Here is a 17,136-nt window from a genome sequence, read left to right as displayed (position 1 = left end):
ACGGCGTCCGTGGAAGGTACCGCCCGGCCCACGACGGCCGGGCGGTACCGCTCCACGATCGCCCCCACCGTCCTCGCCCTCGGCACGGTCAGCCTGATCACGGACGTCTCCTCCGAGATGGTCACGGCGGTCCTCCCGCTGTACCTGGTGGCGGGCCTGGGCCTGTCCCCGCTGGGCTTCGGCCTCCTCGACGGCGTCTACAACGGCTTCTCGGCCGTCGTACGACTGGTGGGCGGCCACCTCGCCGACCGGGGCGGCGGCCGCCACAAGTGGGTGGCGGGCGCGGGCTACGCCCTCTCGGCCCTGTGCAAACCCCTGCTGCTGATCGCCCACACCCTCACCCCCATCGGCCTGATCCTGGCGGCGGACCGCACGGGCAAGGGCCTGCGCACCGCTCCCCGGGACGCCCTGATCTCGCTCTCCAGCACTCCGGAGACCCGGGGCCGCGCCTTCGGCGTCCACCGCGCGATGGACACGGCGGGCGCCCTGCTCGGCCCCCTGGCCGCGTTTCTCGTCCTGCGGGCGACGGTGGACGGCTACGACGCGGTGTTCACGGTCAGTTTCTGCGTGGCGGTGGTCGGGGTCCTGGTCCTGGCACTGTTCGTACCGGGCGGCCGCGCCGAAGCACCCGCACCATCCGAACCACCCGCAGCACCCGCAGCACCCGCTTCGGACACGCGCCCCACGCTGCGCGCGGCCGTGGGCCTCCTGTCCGACCGCGACCTGCGCCGCATCACCGTCTGCGCCCTGCTCCTGGGCCTCGCGACGGTGAGCGACTCCTTCGTGTACCTCTTGCTGCAACGGCGATTGGGCGTCCCGGACGGCTGGTTCCCCCTCCTCCCCCTCGGCACAGCGGCCGCGTTCCTGCTGCTGGCCGTGCCGCTGGGCCGCCTCGCGGACCGCTGGGGCCGCTGGCGCGTGTTCCTGACGGGCCACGGAGCCCTGCTGCTGGCGTACGCGCTGCTGCTCACGTCCTGGCACGGCACGGCCCTGCCCTACGCCGTACTGGCCCTGCACGGCACGTTCTACGCGGCGACCGACGGGGTCCTGATGGCGGCCGCGTCGGACAGCGTCCCCGAGGCGCTGCGCTCGTCGGGTCTGGCGCTGGTCCAGACGGGCCAGGCGGGGGCACGTTTCGCCTGCTCACTGGCGTTCGGGGCGGCGTGGACGCTGTGGGGCGACCGTACGGCGCTGCTGCTGTCCACGGCCGCTCTCGCCGTATGCGCCGGGTACGCCCTGTCCCTGCGCCCCTTCCGGAAGGCCGCCGTATGACCCTGAGGTCCCGCATCCTGATCCTCGCCTCCGCGCTGGCGGTCCTGGCGGCGATAGCCCTGGCCTCCGTGCTGCACGCGTCGGCGCGGGCCGAGCGCCGCGACCACACCCAGGCGGGCGGCCCGAGGATCACACCGGGAACGGTGACGTTGACGACCCCGGGCCGCATGATCTTCCGCAACATGGCGTGGGGCCCGCACCGCGACGAACTGACGACGACCCCGGTGTCGGCCCCCTCCGGCCCGCGCACCGCCTCCGGCGTGAAATGCCTGCGCTTCTACGCCGCCGCGGGCACGGGAGTCTGCCTCCAGGCCGTCCACGGCCCGGTCTCGGACACCTACCGCGCGCTGATCCTGGACGCGCACCTGAAGGAACGGGCCCACTACGACGTCCCGGGCATCCCGTCCCGCGCCCGGGTCTCCCCGTCCGGCCACTACGCGGCCTGGACGGCGTTCGTCGGAGGCGACTCCTACGCGGGCACGAACTTCTCCACCCGCACGGCGATCGTGGACACGCGGACGGGCGCGTTGACCCCGTCCCTGGAGGAGTTCCGCATCGTCAAGGACGGCCGCACCTACCACGCGGCGGACGTCAACTTCTGGGGCGTGACGTTCGCTTCGGACGACACCACCTTCTACGCGACGCTGGCGACGAAGGGCTCGACCTACCTGATCCGGGGCAACCTCCGCACCCGCACGGTCACCACCCTCCACCCCAACGTCGAATGCCCGTCCCTCTCCCCCGACGGCACACGCATCGCCTACAAGAAGCGGGTGAAGGGCCTCCCCAAGGACGCCCCATGGCGCCTGTACGTCCTGAACCTCAAGACGATGCGCGAGACCCCGTTGGCGGAGCCCCGGAGCGTGGACGACCAGGCGGTGTGGAAGGACACGCACACGGTCGTCTACGCGCTGCCGGGCGACTACGGGGCGGACCTGTACGAGGTACCCGCAAATGGCTCTGGCGTTCCTCACCGCTTGCTCACGTCGGGTGTATCCGCCGCGTTCCTCAAGTGATCTCCAGGTGCAAGCCGACAACGACTTGAGAAACAAGAAATAGTGAATCAATCCGGGTACAGCGGTCCAAGAACGGGGTCCATGAGCGATCGGAAATGATCTACGAGCCGACCAACGAGTACACCGTCTCGCAACGCCACGCCGACCTCAATGTTGTCGGTAAGCCCACGGTCCGTCAGGTTCGCGCTGCCCACGACAGCCGTGTGACGGTCGGCAGCAATCAATTTCGCGTGCAACCTTCCGGACCCAGCGGCTGAAGGCCGCCTCCAAATATGAACATCTCCTGCAAGTGAGGCGAAGGCATCGGCCGCTGACGTGTTCTGTTCCAGCAACAGGTCGATCCGCACTCCCCGCCGCGCTGCGGTCCGCAGCTCCCGGACGACCTCGACGACCCCGTAGGCCGCGAAGCTGACGACAAGAAGTGCCTCCTCAGCCGCCTGTATCACGTCAATCACCACGCTGCTGGTAAGCCGGGTGGGAACCGCAGGGCTCACAGGACCGCTCACAACAAGTTGCGTCTCCCTCTCCGAACGGCACTGCTCGTACTGCTCGGCGGCAGTCTCCAGGGCAAGGGCCAGCGCATAGCCAGGAGTTGTCGGCGACTCCGCTTTCCACACCTCACCGAGAGCCTCGGCCTGAATACTCACTCCGGCAGCCGGGAGAACCTGGATGATCCTGCGGGTCAAGTCAGCGGACGGCGCTCTCGCCGATCTCAATACCTCCGTCCATACACTGAGCTGCTCAGGGGGTATACGTCGTCCCAGTTCAGCCAGCAACCGCGGTAGCCGGTCGGTCATCCGAAGAAGGCTCCGCGATTGCCAGTGAGTGTTTCCACCAACAGCGCCCGGTCCAGCAGATGGTTGCCTCGCTCGCACGACGTCTCGGCGGCGAACAGACAGGCGTGACAGGCAGCTCCATGAAGTGTGTTGTGATCCATCGGGTTGTGTTCAGCACACATGGGGTCGGAGCTGCACAGCCGTGACGCAGCGAGGGCCTGTTCGATGGAGGCGCCGAGCCTGTCACGGCGACCGAGTGAGACCAGGCCCCCGAGAGTGCCCTCGCTGTCCGGAGCTGCCGTGTACAGCAGGATGCCGGACATAGGGTTCTGCCCGGAGCGGGCGTAGATCCGCTCGCCGATGCCAGACGCACCGTAGCCGCATTCGAGTGCGAACTCCCGGATGAGGGCGTGCGCGAAGGAGTGCAGTAGCACGTAGCGGACACCAGGCCAGTGGGGTTCTACGCCGCGCGCCGCGCACCAGCCGTTGTATGCCGTCTTGAGCAGAGCCTCACGGACCTTGACTTCTGGTTGGGCCTCCCACTGCGCCAGGCGGTCTTCGCGAAACTTGAGGAATACTCCCTCGCCCCGCAGCTCGGCGCAGGGAACCCAGGTCGGCGGCTCAGCCGAGAGGGGCGCGGCCTGTTCAGCCGAATCGTCCTGCGGCATCCACTCAGGGGCGTCGATGCGGGTGAAGCCCGTGAGTGCGGCGACCTCGCGCAGCCGATGCACCAGTACGACCCGGTCAAGCCAGTCAGTGGCCCTCTGCGGGACACGCTCATGTGCCGTGGTGAAGTCCGGAAGGTCGTATTGATGCGGCGATGTGAAGGCCTCCCACTCCGGTGTGGCCAGGTCGAAGTCCTCGCCGGCCCCCGATGGGGTCGGAGCGTGTTCCGCAGCGCGTCGCTGGGCTTCTCGGGTGATCTCCTGCCAGACCGCTTCGACACCGTACGGTTCCAGCTCGGGCCAGGATGTCTGGGTGGGGAGCAGCACTCTGGCCGCCTCGGCGGGAACGGCAGCGAGAGGCTCGAGCAACTGCCAGTATTCGCGAACGGCCTGGGCGAGGGGTTCCTCTGCCCGGGGCAGGCTGAAAACCCTCAGCTGCGCTGCGAACCAGCTGTTGGTGGCGCCGAGGACGATAGTGCGAAGGCGCTCGCCGCACGACTCGAAGCTGCTCAAGTGAGGGTGATGACCACGGCAGGCGGGCAACTCCTGCTCACCGCGGACCCCCATGGCTTCGGCCATGGAGCGGCTCCTCGGCCGCCCGTCGACCTCACAGGTGCACTGCACGAAGATGTTCGCGGCCTCGCCGGTGGTGCCGCGTTCGACCAAGGTGAGTGTGCAGTCGGACGGATGCTCCTGCCCACGGTGGACGAAATACATCCAGGGGAAGTCGTCCATGTGGCCGGCCGGGCAGGCAGTCAGGAAGCGGGCGGGCACCGCAGTCGGCCTGCCCCCCTTGTTGCCGAAGCAGCCGTGGACGAAACGGGTCTCCTCCGGACGATAGAAGCCCGGGACAAGGTCGAAGAGCCCCGAGTCGGCGGGCGCGAGTTGATTGCACTGCTCACGGGAACAACGCAGCCAGCGCGGAAAGAGCCCCACTGGAACGCCGACCCGGGTCCAGTCTCCGAACACCTCCGTCGTCTCGGGCGTGTAGGGCGGGGTGCGCAAGGTGGTGACCTGCGCACCGAGGCGACGGCGCACGGCGGCCAGCAGCCGGTCCTCCTGAAGGGTCGTCGCGTTGCCCAGCTCCCAGCGGTCGAGACCGAGCACCATGACGGACAGGTTCGGCAGGTCGGCGACCGAGCCGACTCCATAGGTGTGCAACAGCTGGCTGGGACGCAGCTCGCCGACACGCAGCGACGTGGGTGCGGGTGCGGGGCTGCTCACTGGTTCTCCGAGTTGTTCTGGGACGGGTCGTCGCGCTCAGGCTGAGGCAAGAAGGGCGGCTCGTCGGCCGGATAAGCGGATCCGTCGTTGTGGAAGATCAGCCGGATGGCCGGCTCGACCTCGCGGAGCGAGGTAGGGCATGTCATGAGCTGCCAACGGGTGCCATCAGGTTCCTTGAGCAGCGGTGTGACATCCCCTTGCCGTCGGGGTCTGCGATAGCCGAGCACAGCACCAGGCGACTTGCGTTTGCGCTCCCAGTAGTCGAGCCGGGACGCCAGCCGGTTGAGAACGTCATTGCCTACGCGCCGATCGGCGGTGACCGCTTCCGCCCTCCGCTGGAGGAATCGGACGACATGATCGGCAAGTTCTCCGCGGGTGTCGAAGAACTGGGCTCCCCGGTTCGCGTTGTATTCCTGCTTCAAGTCACGTACCAGCGCCGCGAGTACACCGGTCAGCCCCCGGTCGACGGCTCGCTCCGCGAAGGGCGTCACAGAAAGGGCTTCGACGTGTTGGTAGATCGACGCGTGGAAGGACTCGAACGTCTCGTAGTGAGAAAGGTCTCGCGGGCGGGCCCAGTTGAGCACCGTGAACACGAGGCCGGGACTGCGGCGCCCGACACGACTGGTCGCCTGGATGTATTCGGCGGTCGACTTGGGCTGGTTGGCGACGACCATCACGCCGAGCCGCGACACGTCCACACCAACGGCGATCATGTTGGTGGCGAGCAGAACGTCGATGGGGCGTGGCGCCCCCTTCTTCCGCTTACCGAAGGGCAGTTCCAGCTTCTCCAGGATGCCCGGGATCGCCCCCGACGACATGCGCGAGGTGAGCTCCGCAGGCTCGCCCAGGAACCGCACTGCAAGACCGCGCTGTTCGACACGGGTGAGACGGGTCGAGACATCGTCTTCAACCAGGCGGCGCATTCCGCCGAGATCTCGCAGGCTGTTGAAGTAGCCGACGAGAGTCATGTAGGGGTCGGTGATCTCGTTCTGTCCGTACTTGTCGTGGAGCAGTTGCGCCGCGGCGAGCTGCGCAACATAGACCCTGATGAAAACCGACTTGGTGCGTACGCCCTGGGCGCAGATACCGACGTAGCGACGCCCAGGGCGCCTGGTCGTGGGCCGTTGACGTGCGAAGAAGTTGTCGCGTGCCTCCAGGCCGGGCGGCGGGAACACCGCGGTGCGGCGGTTGAACAGGTCATGGATCTGGCGGTCGGCCCGGCGGACGGTCGCGGTGGAGGCGATCACCTTGGGTCGCACTGCCCGCCCGGGAGCGATGTCCCAGGTGGCGAGCCGGTCCACGGCCGCCTCATAGAGACCGACGAGCGAACCGAGCGGACCGGAGATCAGGTGGAGCTCGTCCTGCACGATCAAATCCGGCGGCCTGACACGTGGAGCGTCCTCCGTGCGGGCCGCGGGATGGTTCCCGTGCGGCGGGTGGCTGGGGCGCTCCCATTCGCTGTCCACCGCGTCTGCCGTGACATAGCCGTGGCGCGTGCAACGACGGGCCACTTGACCGAAGAGAGCTTGGGTCTCGCCCTTCCAGGGAAGTTGGGCGAACTTGTCGACGGTGGCGATGACCAACGCCGGAAGCAGCCGGTAGATCTCCTCGTCCACGACGAGCACGGGCAGCCCCGGATCGTCGGTGTCGAGGGCGAAGCCGCCGAAGGGACATTCGAAGGGATCCGGGCACGTGATGCGTGTGCGGCGCAGAGTCGTGTCGACGGTGATATCGCGGCCCGGGTCGAGTTGGGTCCCGCACCAAGGGCAGCTGGTGAGCTGGTGCGGGGAGCCCTTGGCTCCCCGGGGAGCGCGCCCCTTCGAACTGCGTCGGTTCTTGAGCCATTCGTCCGACTGGTCGGTGCGGTTGGGGGTGACTCCGCCACCGACCCACAGTCCGATCCGGAATGGCACCAGGCCCCACGTGCCCGGATCCTCTCTGCGGATCGTCTCGCAGGCGCAGATGAGGGCTGCGGCTCGCTGAAACTGCTGGATGGTCAACAGGCGCAGGGTGTAGCGCATCAGGACCGCGACGCCGTTCACTGCGTCAAGGCCACCAAGGTCCGGCATCCGGCGCCGTATCGCGAGCGTGAAAGCGGTGAGGCCGAGGTACGCCTCCGTCTTGCCGCCACCGGTGGGGAACCACAGCAGGTCGGCCAACGCCCGGTTGTCGTCCGCCCGTTCGTCATGGTCCGGGTCGGCGAGGGACGGGAGGTTGAGCAGGAGGAACGCCAGCTGAAAGGGGCGCCAACTGCGGTTCGCCGGCTGGTCGGCGTCCTGAACCGCGGCATCCAGTCCGAGGTCCGGTTCGCGGCGGCGGCGCGCCGCGGCGATCGTGTGGATGCGCTGGAGGTGCATGGCGCGGTTGGCGAAGCGGAAGGCGTCCAGCGCCGGGCCCGGGACGAGCAGGTTGATGCCCGCCTCGATCCGGTCCGCCGCTTCGCCCGCTCGTCGCAGGTTGGTGCGGGCTTCCTCTTCGTACGCTTCCAATCGGGCCTCAGGAGATCCGATCTGCTGCTTCGTCCGGGCGATCCAAGCTCGGTAGCCGTCGACCAGAGGTCGCAGCGCGGCCTGGAGCCGACCAGGCTCGAACGCGGCGAGTTCCTTCATGTCGACCACCAGGTCGCGCAGTTCGGCGAGATCCTCATCCCCCTCGGTGTCGGGGTGCGGTACGTCGGTGAACGGCACCTCGTACGAAGGTGCGGCGGCGGTGGAAATCTCAACAGCACGCAGCGGATCAGCCGGATCGGCCACGGCGTGTACACCTGTGCCGTGGCCCACGGCGAACTCCGGGTGGAAGCGGTACGTCATCGCGAGCGCGCTCTGCTCGCCACGATCAGCAGAGTCACCGCCGCGTACGGCGGTTTCGCGACGCGGTCTGAACGGCGCGGTACCCGGGGCCCCGTGAACCGTCATCTCCGTCTGGAACAGCCAGTTCGCCGAACCGGGCGTGTCCTCCTGCCCGTTGACGAGGAACAATGAGACGAGCCAGTCACCGTCGAAGCGCCGTACCCGGCCCCGGACCACGATGCCCGGAAAATCGTCCAGCACGGACTGCGCTTCGAGAGTTCCTTCCAGCAGTTTGACTGTCACCTGCCCGGAAAAGGCAGAACGCCGCCACACTGTCCTGGTCCGCGCCGGGTCGGACGAGGCACCCGCCTTGTACCGGGCCCAGGAGCAGCGCACGCGCAGTTCCTCCAGAGTTCCGTCGACCCGCGCCGTAAAGCCGGTCGCGGACGGTTGGAGACTGGAGACACTGGGCGCGTCGGGCTCCCGATCGCCTTCCTCGCCGTCGGGGACCTCGGCCAGGTGCCCCTCGTCGAACTCCTCCGGCTCGATCTGGGCTCCGCCAGGAGCGAGACGCCCAATGATGTAGTGGTCGGTGGGGCTGCCCGACAGCTCCTCGTCCTCCCCGCCGATCGGCCCGAGCAGGTCGGTGACGACGAGGCGCTCCAGTTCCGCCCGGATGTCCTGGGGCTCGGGAACGACGAGGACCGGCTGGTCACCGGCGCCCGGCGGGTTCGTGGAGTTGCTCTGCTCGCTCACGATCGTCACCCTAACCGCGGGCACTGACAGTGGGCACGGCTCTTGGTACTGAACGTGACCCCCCACTTCCCGCAGCGATCACCACTCGCTACCCTGTGCCATCAGTCGGGTACGGGGAGATGCGGGGAGCACATGACTGAGGGATTAGCCGGCAGTATCCCGCAGCAGCACGGCGCGCCCCCGGCTGGTCCCTACCTGGGGCAGCTGCCCATGGGAGACCGTGGCCACCAAGGCGACTTCGGCGAGCAGTTGGTCCAGTCGCTCGCCATCGCCGCCAATCTGGACGTCTCGACGAAGCCCTCGCGCGACCGACTGGGCATCGACTGGGAGTTCACGTATCCCGGCCGGGCCGGCACCAGACGCCATCCGAAGATCGTCGCCCAGGTCAAGAGCTGGTCGACGCCCGCCGGCAACGAGAACGAGTGGCGCTATCCGCTCCGGGTGCACAACTTCAACAATCTGGCGGGCCAGGACTGGTTCGAACCGCGCTTCCTCTTCCTCGTCGTCGTCCCCAAGGACGTCCACCAGTGGGTCGAGGTCACCCCCGACCATCTGCTGATGCGGCATGCCGTCTACTGGACGTGTTTTCACGACCTCGCGCCACTGGGCCCTGACCGGCGCCTGGACGGTACTTACACTGTGCCCGTCCCCAAGCAGAACCTGCTGACGGTGCCCGCCCTGCACAACCTCTTCGACCGGAGGTTCCGGGACATGCTGGTGGAGTCATGAGCGCCATCACGGACGCGGAGTTCGACCGGGCTGCGGCCCTGGATCCCAGTGACGTGCTGCGTTACCTTCGCGGCCGAGGGTGGGTCGCGGCCGAGAATTTCGGGCGCGGGCAGCTTTGGGTACTGCCCGTCCCCGACGACGACCCGGAACCGCCGTACGAGGTGACGGTGCCGCTGGCGCGCCAGCTGCGCGACTATCCCGCCCGCGTCGCCGACGTGCTGGAAACTCTCTCCGCAGTCGAGGCCCGGCGCCCCGGCGACGTGCTGCGGGAGATGACACTGCCGTCCGCCGACTGGCAGTACCTGCGGCTGACTCCCCCGGGGCCGTCCGGCACCGCCCCGCTCGTGGATCTGGTACCGGCCCTCGCCGGCCTACGTGACCTGCTGGTCTCAGCCGCTGCGACCGCTGCGGCTCCCGAGCCACAGCCCGTACAACCGGCTCAGAAGCCGCAGCGGGTGAAGGACTACATCAGCTCGGTACGGTTGGACCAGACACGGGTCGGCAGCTACGTCATCGCCGCGCACACACCGCTCTCCGCGCCACCGATCACCCAGCTGTCGCTCGACGGTCCGCCCTCCGGCCCCGAGCCGTTCGAGCGCCTGGTGTCCCGGCGCCTGTACGCAGGAGTGAAACTCGCCCAGCGGGCCGCGCTGACCGCCGTACGTGACGACTCGCTCTCGGACTTCGACCTGTTCACCCTGCACGGCCTCTCGGCCAATCTGTGCGAGGCCCTGGTCAGGATCGGCGGCGAGGAGGGGCGCGGCTACTCGTTCAAGTTCGACTGGTCACCCGATCTGCCCCTGGAGGGGAGCACCCCGCCGATCGAACTGCCCACGAGGCTGTTGCCGGTGCTGGCCGAGGGCGCGAAGGATCTGAGGGCCCGGCTGGGCCAGCGCAACGTATATGTGCGCGGGACGGTCGTCCGCCTCCATCGCGAGCTGCCCGAGGGTCCTGGTGAGGTCACCGTCTCCGGCTACGTCGAGGACGAGCGGCGCCCTCGTCGCCTGCGCATGGTCCTGGACCAGGAGGCCTACTCGCGAGCTGCCTTCGCCCATGACCAGGGATTCGAAGTGGGAGTCAAGGGTGATCTGGTGATGCGTGGCAACGCAGCGCGGCTCGAACCGGTCAGCACATTCACCGTGATCCATTCGCCGGAGTGAGCAAGAGCCCGCGATTACTCAGCGTGCCCGACTGTCATACCGATTCGTTATTGTGAAAGCCACTGGGGGGATTCCTCCCGCACGGGGAATCAGAGGGGAGTGACCATGGCGACTGTTCAGGACGTAGCCGCCTACATCCTGGCGAAAGCCGGACCGATGACCGCCATGAAGCTGCAGAAGCTCTGCTACTTCGCCTACGGCTACCACCTGGCGTGGGAGGAGCGGCAGCTGTTCCCGGAGCGGTTCGAGGCCTGGGCGAACGGTCCGGTGGCTCCTGCCCTCCATGCGAAGCACCGCGGTCGCTTCCAGCTCAAGAGGGGCGATGTCGAGGGTGACGCCACGGCCCTGGACGACGACGAACGAGAGTCCGTGGACATCGTGCTGGAGAGCATGGGCGTCTTCTCCGCCCATGAGCTGTCGTCAATGACCCATCGGGAGGGCCCATGGGTTCATGCCCGTGAGCGCGCGGGGGCCCAGCATCTGGAGCGGAGCAACGAGGAACTCCTCGATCTGGAGATCTCGGACTTCTTCAACGCGCTGATCGATCGCGAGGGCTGATGGCAAAGGGGGGAGGAAAAGCCAAGAAGAAGGTGGCGGTTCCGCAGGCCGGCGTCTCCAGGGACAGCAAGCGGACCGGTGATCCGGCCTCGCTCCTGCCCGGTTCGAGCGGCTCCAACGAGCGGGTCTGCTGGCGGTTCACGCACGTCGACCACGAGGGTCGGTGGAGTTTCGACCGCATGGACACCGCGACACTCGGCGACGTCCTGCGCAAGCTCGCCGACTTCGAGACCATGACACTGAACGATCTACGCACCCAGCCCGGCCGCTTCACGGAGTACGAGCTGCCGAGCGGCCTCTGCAAGGAAGCACTGGCTCGGTTGTCCGATCTCGGGCACGACGGTATGACCAGGATCCAACGCTTTCGGTTCACCGGTACCCAGCGCTTGTACGGGTTCTTAGAGGGCAATGTGTTCCATGTCCTGTGGTGGGACCCGAAGCACGAGGTGTATCCGTCGAGCCTGAAGCACACCTGACCGGCACGCGCCTCGGCAAGGAGAGCCAACCCGTGTCAGAGCCGGACGCCCAGGAGGCAGTCACTCCTGCGGAATTGTGCACGGTGCTTCGTGCCGTCGCTCAGGGAATACGTGACAATCAACGACTGGCCGCTGCCACAGGACTGAGCCCGAACCGCCTCTCGGACGCTCTGGCGCAGGCTCAGGTTCTCGGACTGCTCACGTCACGGCACCATCTGACGGACGCCGGACGCGTGCAGCTCGGCGGACCGGCCCACTGGAAAGCGCGCCGAAATTCGGCCAACTCCCGCCGCCCACAGCCGTGTTCGTGCGGATCGTGCCTCGCCCGCGGGTTGCTCGGCAGTGATCAGCCCTACTACCCTCTCTCCCTCAGGGAGGGGCGTTGACATCTAGTACTGCCGGTCCCGTCGGGGTCGGCCCGGCCGGGCGACCTGCTGGTCGCCTGGATGCTCGGGCGGTGCCGTGGGCACCGCCCAGGATTCATCCTCCGCGCCCAGGCTTGGGTGGTACGTCGGGGGAACAAAGGTAGATGGTCAACGCCTCCCCACATCTCTATCTGCGTGATGTCCCCGCGCCCCGTCCGCGCCTTGCCGCCGAGCGGGCCCTGAGCCAGGCCGAGGCGATACGGCAACACGGTCTGCCACCGATCCTCTCCCTTGGGCACCTCGCACACCTGACCGGTGTTCCGTACTGGCCGTTGCGAAACACGGTCACACGTCGGCGCACTAGTTACACAGCGCTGCAGAAACCGCGTGGGGAGAGCGGTGAACCGCGGAAGCTCCTTGCTCCGGATCCTGACCTCATGGCGGCCCAGAAGTGGATCCTGCACAGCGTCCTGGACCGGCTACCGGTTCACGGCAATGCCTTCGCCTACGTTCGCGGGCGATCCGTCGCCGGTTGCGCCGGACGCCATCTGGGCGCCCGATGGCTGATCAAGCTCGACCTCAAGGACTTCTTCGGCTCGATCGGCGAGCGTGACGTGCACGGCGTGTTCAAACGCGCCGGGTACCAGCCGCTGGCCGCGTTCGAGTTGGCTCGGCTCTGCACCTGGGACGACCGGCGGCACGAGCTGGAGCCCATGCGCCAGGACCGCTATCCCAAGATCACGGCCTACCAGTGCGGCACGGGCGGCTATCTACCGCAGGGTGCTCCTACGAGCGGTGCGCTCGCCAATCTGATGGTCCGCCCGTTGGACGAGCGCCTGTCGCGTATCGCGTCCGGATACGGCATGGTCTACACCCGCTACTCCGACGACATGGTGTTCTCGTCGGGCGACGAGTTCTCCCGTCCTGACGCTGTCGCCAGGTTGAGGGAGTTCAGTCACGTTGTGACGGCCTACGGCTTCAGGATCAACAGCCGCAAGACACGGATCGTCCCGCCTGGGGCCCGCAAGGCGGTCCTCGGTCTACTCGTCGATGGTGACGCCCTCCGTATGAGCTCGGAGTTCAGATCACGAGTGCTCACCCACCTGCGGGGGATCGAGAGGTTCGGACTTCGGGCCCATCAGGAGCATCGTGGCTTCGCCTCGATGGACGGACTCGTGAATCACGTCGACGGTCTGCTCGCGTACGCACTCGGCACGGACCCTGACTGGGCTCGGCCAGTCAACGACCGCTGGCGCGAGGTTCTCGCCGCGCAGGGACGGCTGCTGCCGCCGACATCGGAGCCGGTCGCCGAAGCCGGTTGACAGCGTGGGTTCACCCTTCGTGCGCCGCTGATCCGGACGGTTCCTCACCGTCCAGGAGCAGAACAAGGTCGTCCGCCAGCAGCCGCTGCGCAGGGTCGGCCGCACCGGACGGCATGAACCTGACGCCCTCGGAGCGCAGCAGCTCGCGGGCGTCGTCCGCGTCCCTGCCGTCCGCCCAGCGGAAGCCCTCCGCGATGCGGCCTTCCACGTTCAGCACACGGTGTGGGTTGGGCACACCAGACGTGTTGAGCAGATGGGTGCCGACCGCTTGCGCGCTGGAGCCGATGAGTGCGGCGAGGGCTCCGTATGTGGTCCAGGTGCCGTCCTTCATCATGGCCAGGACCTGGTGCAGCTGACCCCAGTCCCGACCGCGCTCCACCCTGCGCACGCCGGCCAGGGGTCCGGGCCACAACTGGATCGCGAGGTCCGCGAGTTCATCGGCTCGGGCATGGATCTCGGCTGCACCCCAGCGCTCGGTCGCGGCTATCCGCCGGTTCATCTCCAGGCCGCTGACCCGCAGGATTTCCTGCTTGCGCTCGAAGGGGCGGTTGGACAGGGACGAGTTCACCGCGGTGAGGGTGAGGTTGCCGAGGGTGTGCAGCAGTCGGGCGTGCAGTTCGGCCGGTGTCTCGTCCTGATCGCATTCCTCGGCGAGGACTTCCAGCCATTCCTCCCCCACAGTCTGTGGCATCACGTGCTCGATGGTCAGATTCGCCTTGGCGAAGTCCACCGGCTCCGGATGGCCGTGCGCCTCTTCCAGCCGTCGCAGGACGAACTGACGATGGCTGCTCGGCCGGTAGAACGGGGTGCGCCGAATGTGGTCGCGCAGTTCCTCGTCGTCGGCCCAGAAACGCTGGTCCGCCGAGAGCACCTGCCGTAGCCCGTCGGCCGGCGCGACACCGACCGGCATCTGTGCCGGGACCGCCTGGAAAATGCGCACGAGGCTGTTCGTGTGTACGCCGCAGATCATCCGGCGTACCAGAAAGCTCTCCAGATAGGTCAGCGCGCGGACGACGTCGGCACTGTCCATGGATCGCTTCTCGCGAAGGTCGAGCATCAGCATCACCACCGGGTGGGCGGGCCGCGCCTCCCACTCCACGAGGCGCTCCAGGCATGCCCGCACCTCGGGATCCTGCTCCCGGTCCGGTTCGAGGACGGTCCTGAGGTGGTGGGCGCGCCGGTACAACTCCTTGATGTACGTCTCGATCTCGGGCTCCTGGCTGCCGTCGAAGTCGAACCGGGCGAGCTGGGCCGCGTACAGATCCTGGCGCCGGACTCGATCATCACCGCCCAGAACGAGCTGGAGCCACATCAGGTGTTCAAGATCGTCCGTCTTCTTGCGGAGAATCTCCTGCATGGGCAGCCAGTACGCCTCGTAGACCTCCTCGGCACGCTTGGGCAGGCGCATGAAGAGGTTGTTGCGCAGCAGGTCGGCCTGGCTGAGCTTCTCCCCCGTGTTGTTGAGCGACTCGAAGATCCGGTGGACGTTGTCCTCCTTGTCCACGCTGACGGACACCAGGGTGAGCCGGGTGGTGATGGCCTGCTCGATGCATCCGATGTCGTACGGATCGGCAGGGTCCTCGGCCGCTTCGAGTCTGCCGCGGAAGAACCGGTACGCGCGGCTGACCAGGTCGTCGCCGCCGGCGTGCGAGGAGCGGACGCACTCGCCGTAGGCCGGGCGGTCGGCCTGGGTGGGCAGCAGCCGAAAGTACTCGTCGCCCTTGCGCCGCTTGTTGATCAGGTAGTCCTCGTTGATGCGCTCGGCGGCCTCGGGGTCACGCTCCTCCAGGTGGTCACGTATCGCGGCCAGGGCGAGCGTCAACGTCGTCAGGCGCTGCTGTCCGTCCACGACGATGTGCCTGGGGAAGGCGGCTTCCGTGTCCGGCGAGGGCGCGAGCACGATCGAGCCCAGAAAGTGCGTTGTCCCCGGCCTCCCTTCCTGGAGCATCCGGGCCTGCTCCAGGATGTCGTCCCAGAGCTGAACCAGGTGCCGGCGCTCGCCCGCCTTGTCCCGCCCGCTGCCCTTTTCCTTTCCCACCCAGGTGTAGGTGCGCTGGTACAGCGGAATCTGGAACTGCTGGGCCCTCCCCTGCATCAAATCCGCCAGGATGGTCTCCGACGCCTTCATCCCCGCTCCCCCTCCATGCTCCCCGTTCCCCCTCCGTCACCGACCGCAGTCAGCCTAAGGCGCCGCACTGACACTGGGAGTCAAAGGTCGTCGGGAAGGATCCGGAAGTGGGCGTGCCTGCGCTACGCGGCGGTGAGGAGTGGGGTGCAGTCGCGGCAGAGGCCCGGCTCGGTGGCGCGGAAGGCTCGCTCGCAGCCGTCGCAGGTCTGGAACGGGGCCGGGCGCGGCGGTGGCGTGAGTCCGACGGTCGCCGCAGGCAGCGGTGGCGGGAGCAGTTCGGTCAGGCGGTGGGCCAGAAGCCCGGCCGGGTTGCCCAGGTTCTGCGGCAGAGATGCGGTCAAGGCGCGTCGTACGGCTGCGGGGTCGACGGCGCGTTCCAGCCAGGCGCAGAGGGCGGGTGTGAGGCGGTGGATGTCGCGGGCCGAAAGGAGGAGGCGGGGGTCGTCGGCGCGGAGGGCGGCCAGCAGGGCGGTGGCTGCGTGCTCGTACGGCGAGGCGTGGACGGGGATTCGGGGTGTCGGGAGCGGGGCGTGATGGGGCTCCGAGCGGGCCGTGGGGCTCGGATGCTGTACTTCGGCCGAGCTGATGCGCTCGGCGGCGAGTGGCTGCGGCGCGGTTACGGCGTGCGTCTCGGCTGCGGGCGCGGCTGGTTCGGGCTCCTCGGGCTCGGGCGCCGGTTCGCGGCGGGGGCCTGGCGGCGAGGCGGACTGCCCCGAGACGGCGGGGTTGAGGCGGGGATTGTTGTAGGAGATGGTGCGGGTCACGATGTGACCGGACGGCGTACGTTCCTTGATTCGGGCCAGATAGCCGTGCACTTCCAGTTCGCGCAGGGCGGCGGCGATACGCGTCTCGCCCTCGGGGAACTTCGCGGCGAGGGCCTTGATGCCGACCGGGGTGCCTTCGGGCAGCGACTGGATGTGGGTGGCGAGGCCGATCGCGGTCAGGGACATTTCAGGGTGCTGGGCGAGGTGGTTTCCGACCACGGTGAACTGCTCGGGGTGGCGTGCGGCCACGTGACCAACTCCGTTCCGGGAGCGGTGGGGTGAACGGCGGGAACGGGCGAACTTTGCGCGTGTGGGCGCGCTAAAGTGCTGCTCAGCCATCGGGAAGCTCCTACTTCCTCGGTGGTCAGGCCCTCGCTCTGGGATTGCCGTCCCGGCGGGGGCCGTCGCATGTGTGGGTGTTGTCGTACGGTCGCGCGACTGTGTGACAGTGCGACTGCACGTGGTGTGTCTCGGCCGACCCTGCCTCACCAAATTCCATGATCGCCAGCCGAGTTGGCGTTGATCACTCGTACGGGTGAGCGGCGGGGGTCGGGGGCGGGTTTGGTTGGTTCTTTCCCTGGTTCTTTCTTCTTTTGGCGGCGGGGGCCGCCGGACCGTCGAGGGGCACGACCCGGTGGGACGCGGTCTCAGAGGGGGCGTTCCAGGTCGTCGAGTTCGGCCCAGACCGTCTTGCAGGGGGCGGGTCCGTCGTCGGTGCCCCAGCGGTCGGAATACGCCTCCACGAGGAGGAGTCCGCGGCCTGTTTCGGCGTCGGGGCTGTCGCGTCGGATGACGTGCGGGATGCGTTCGCCCCGGGTGTCGGTCACGGCGATCCGGAGGGTGCCGGTGACGGAAAGCGCGAGCGTCAGACGGAAGTCACGTCCGGTGACGTGGCCGTGAAGGACGGCATTCGCCGCGAGCTCCGCGACGATCTGCGCTGCGGCATCGGACGGTCGCCCCCAGTCGGCGAGTTGCTGCACGGTGAGCAGCCGCGCGAGTCGGGCACCTCTGCGGGTGGACGAGAGCAGCACCGTGAACTGATGGGTGGGGATGGGGGTGGTGGTTTGGGTGATTTGCTGGTTCACGTCACTCAGCGTGGTCATCCGTGCGTACGCTGAACAGTGACGACGCCGGGA

General features: G+C 67.9%; 13 protein-coding genes. 7 read left to right on the top strand and 6 right to left on the bottom strand.

Annotation, left to right across the window (positions count from 1 at the left end; all coding sequences use genetic code 11):
- Positions 1-9 precede the first annotated feature (9 nt).
- Complete coding sequence (locus tag AB0D85_RS05055) at positions 10-1,272, top strand: MFS transporter (protein WP_362313744.1); 1,263 nt, start codon at positions 10-12, stop codon at positions 1,270-1,272.
- Positions 1,269-2,288: a TolB-like translocation protein gene (locus tag AB0D85_RS05050; RefSeq protein WP_362313741.1), complete on the top strand. Its 1,020-nt coding sequence runs from the start codon at positions 1,269-1,271 to the stop codon at positions 2,286-2,288. The genes AB0D85_RS05055 and AB0D85_RS05050 overlap by 4 nt, the downstream gene beginning before the upstream one ends.
- 47 nt (positions 2,289-2,335) lie before the next feature.
- Here the strand turns inward: AB0D85_RS05050 and drmC are convergent, their stop codons facing one another.
- The 3 genes from drmC to drmA are packed head-to-tail and all read right to left on the bottom strand — an operon-like array spanning position 2,336 to position 8,498.
- Positions 2,336-3,085, bottom strand: coding sequence for a DISARM system phospholipase D-like protein DrmC (gene drmC, locus AB0D85_RS05045; RefSeq protein WP_362313738.1), 750 nt, complete (start codon positions 3,083-3,085; stop codon positions 2,336-2,338).
- Positions 3,082-4,953, bottom strand: coding sequence for a DUF1998 domain-containing protein (locus AB0D85_RS05040; RefSeq protein ID WP_362313735.1), 1,872 nt, complete (start codon positions 4,951-4,953; stop codon positions 3,082-3,084). The genes drmC and AB0D85_RS05040 overlap by 4 nt, the downstream gene beginning before the upstream one ends.
- The gene (drmA, locus tag AB0D85_RS05035; RefSeq protein ID WP_362313732.1) at positions 4,950-8,498 is read right to left on the bottom strand and encodes a DISARM system helicase DrmA; all 3,549 of its coding nucleotides are present in this window, start codon (positions 8,496-8,498) and stop codon (positions 4,950-4,952) included. The genes AB0D85_RS05040 and drmA overlap by 4 nt, the downstream gene beginning before the upstream one ends.
- A gap of 132 nt (positions 8,499-8,630) precedes the next feature.
- On the opposite strand from drmA, the gene AB0D85_RS05030 reads away from it, so the two are divergent.
- The 5 genes from AB0D85_RS05030 to AB0D85_RS05010 all read left to right on the top strand — a co-directional run bounded on the left by AB0D85_RS05030 (position 8,631) and on the right by AB0D85_RS05010 (position 13,108).
- A complete protein-coding gene (locus AB0D85_RS05030; protein WP_362313729.1) occupies positions 8,631-9,227 on the top strand; it encodes a DUF4365 domain-containing protein in 597 nt (198 codons plus the stop codon).
- Positions 9,224-10,387: a hypothetical protein gene (locus AB0D85_RS05025; protein ID WP_362313727.1), complete on the top strand. Its 1,164-nt coding sequence runs from the start codon at positions 9,224-9,226 to the stop codon at positions 10,385-10,387. The genes AB0D85_RS05030 and AB0D85_RS05025 overlap by 4 nt, the downstream gene beginning before the upstream one ends.
- A gap of 105 nt (positions 10,388-10,492) precedes the next feature.
- On the top strand, positions 10,493-10,945 hold the full coding sequence (locus tag AB0D85_RS05020; RefSeq protein ID WP_362313724.1) for a type II toxin-antitoxin system antitoxin SocA domain-containing protein: 453 nt from the start codon (positions 10,493-10,495) through the stop codon (positions 10,943-10,945).
- Positions 10,945-11,421, top strand: a complete 477-nt coding sequence (locus tag AB0D85_RS05015) for a hypothetical protein (protein WP_362313721.1) — start codon at positions 10,945-10,947, stop codon at positions 11,419-11,421. Before AB0D85_RS05020 ends, AB0D85_RS05015 begins: the two co-directional genes overlap by 1 nt.
- A gap of 529 nt (positions 11,422-11,950) precedes the next feature.
- Positions 11,951-13,108: a reverse transcriptase family protein gene (locus tag AB0D85_RS05010; RefSeq protein WP_362313718.1), complete on the top strand. Its 1,158-nt coding sequence runs from the start codon at positions 11,951-11,953 to the stop codon at positions 13,106-13,108.
- Between the two features lie 10 nt (positions 13,109-13,118).
- Here the strand turns inward: AB0D85_RS05010 and AB0D85_RS05005 are convergent, their stop codons facing one another.
- The 3 genes from AB0D85_RS05005 to AB0D85_RS04995 all read right to left on the bottom strand — a co-directional run bounded on the left by AB0D85_RS05005 (position 13,119) and on the right by AB0D85_RS04995 (position 17,085).
- Entirely contained in the window at positions 13,119-15,236 is a 2,118-nt protein-coding gene (locus tag AB0D85_RS05005) for a DUF262 domain-containing protein (RefSeq protein WP_362313715.1), read from the bottom strand.
- A 122-nt stretch (positions 15,237-15,358) separates the two neighbouring features.
- A complete protein-coding gene (locus tag AB0D85_RS05000) occupies positions 15,359-16,249 on the bottom strand; it encodes a helix-turn-helix domain-containing protein (RefSeq protein ID WP_362313712.1) in 891 nt (296 codons plus the stop codon).
- A 398-nt stretch (positions 16,250-16,647) separates the two neighbouring features.
- Positions 16,648-17,085 (bottom strand): ATP-binding protein, encoded by a 438-nt coding sequence (locus tag AB0D85_RS04995; protein WP_362313709.1) that lies wholly within the window; start codon positions 17,083-17,085, stop codon positions 16,648-16,650.
- Positions 17,086-17,136: the final 51 nt, after the last annotated feature.

This window comes from Streptomyces sp. NPDC048277, from assembly GCF_040652235.1.
In the GTDB taxonomy this organism is placed as follows: domain Bacteria; phylum Actinomycetota; class Actinomycetes; order Streptomycetales; family Streptomycetaceae; genus Streptomyces.
The sequence above is the reverse complement of the archived record's forward strand: the minus strand, read 5'-3'. Positions and strand labels throughout refer to the sequence as shown.

What these genes read in the sequence shown, in the direction of transcription:
- AB0D85_RS05050 (WP_362313741.1), top strand. Translation starts at nt 1,269, where the DNA reads ATGACCCTGAGGTCCCGCATCCTGATCCTCGCCTCCGCGCTGGCGGTC.
- drmC (WP_362313738.1), bottom strand. Translation starts at nt 3,085, where the DNA reads ATGACCGACCGGCTACCGCGGTTGCTGGCTGAACTGGGACGACGTATA.
- AB0D85_RS05030 (WP_362313729.1), top strand. Translation starts at nt 8,631, where the DNA reads ATGACTGAGGGATTAGCCGGCAGTATCCCGCAGCAGCACGGCGCGCCC.
- AB0D85_RS05025 (WP_362313727.1), top strand. Translation starts at nt 9,224, where the DNA reads ATGAGCGCCATCACGGACGCGGAGTTCGACCGGGCTGCGGCCCTGGAT.
- AB0D85_RS05020 (WP_362313724.1), top strand. Translation starts at nt 10,493, where the DNA reads ATGGCGACTGTTCAGGACGTAGCCGCCTACATCCTGGCGAAAGCCGGA.
- AB0D85_RS05015 (WP_362313721.1), top strand. Translation starts at nt 10,945, where the DNA reads ATGGCAAAGGGGGGAGGAAAAGCCAAGAAGAAGGTGGCGGTTCCGCAG.
- AB0D85_RS05010 (WP_362313718.1), top strand. Translation starts at nt 11,951, where the DNA reads ATGGTCAACGCCTCCCCACATCTCTATCTGCGTGATGTCCCCGCGCCC.
- AB0D85_RS05005 (WP_362313715.1), bottom strand. Translation starts at nt 15,236, where the DNA reads ATGAAGGCGTCGGAGACCATCCTGGCGGATTTGATGCAGGGGAGGGCC.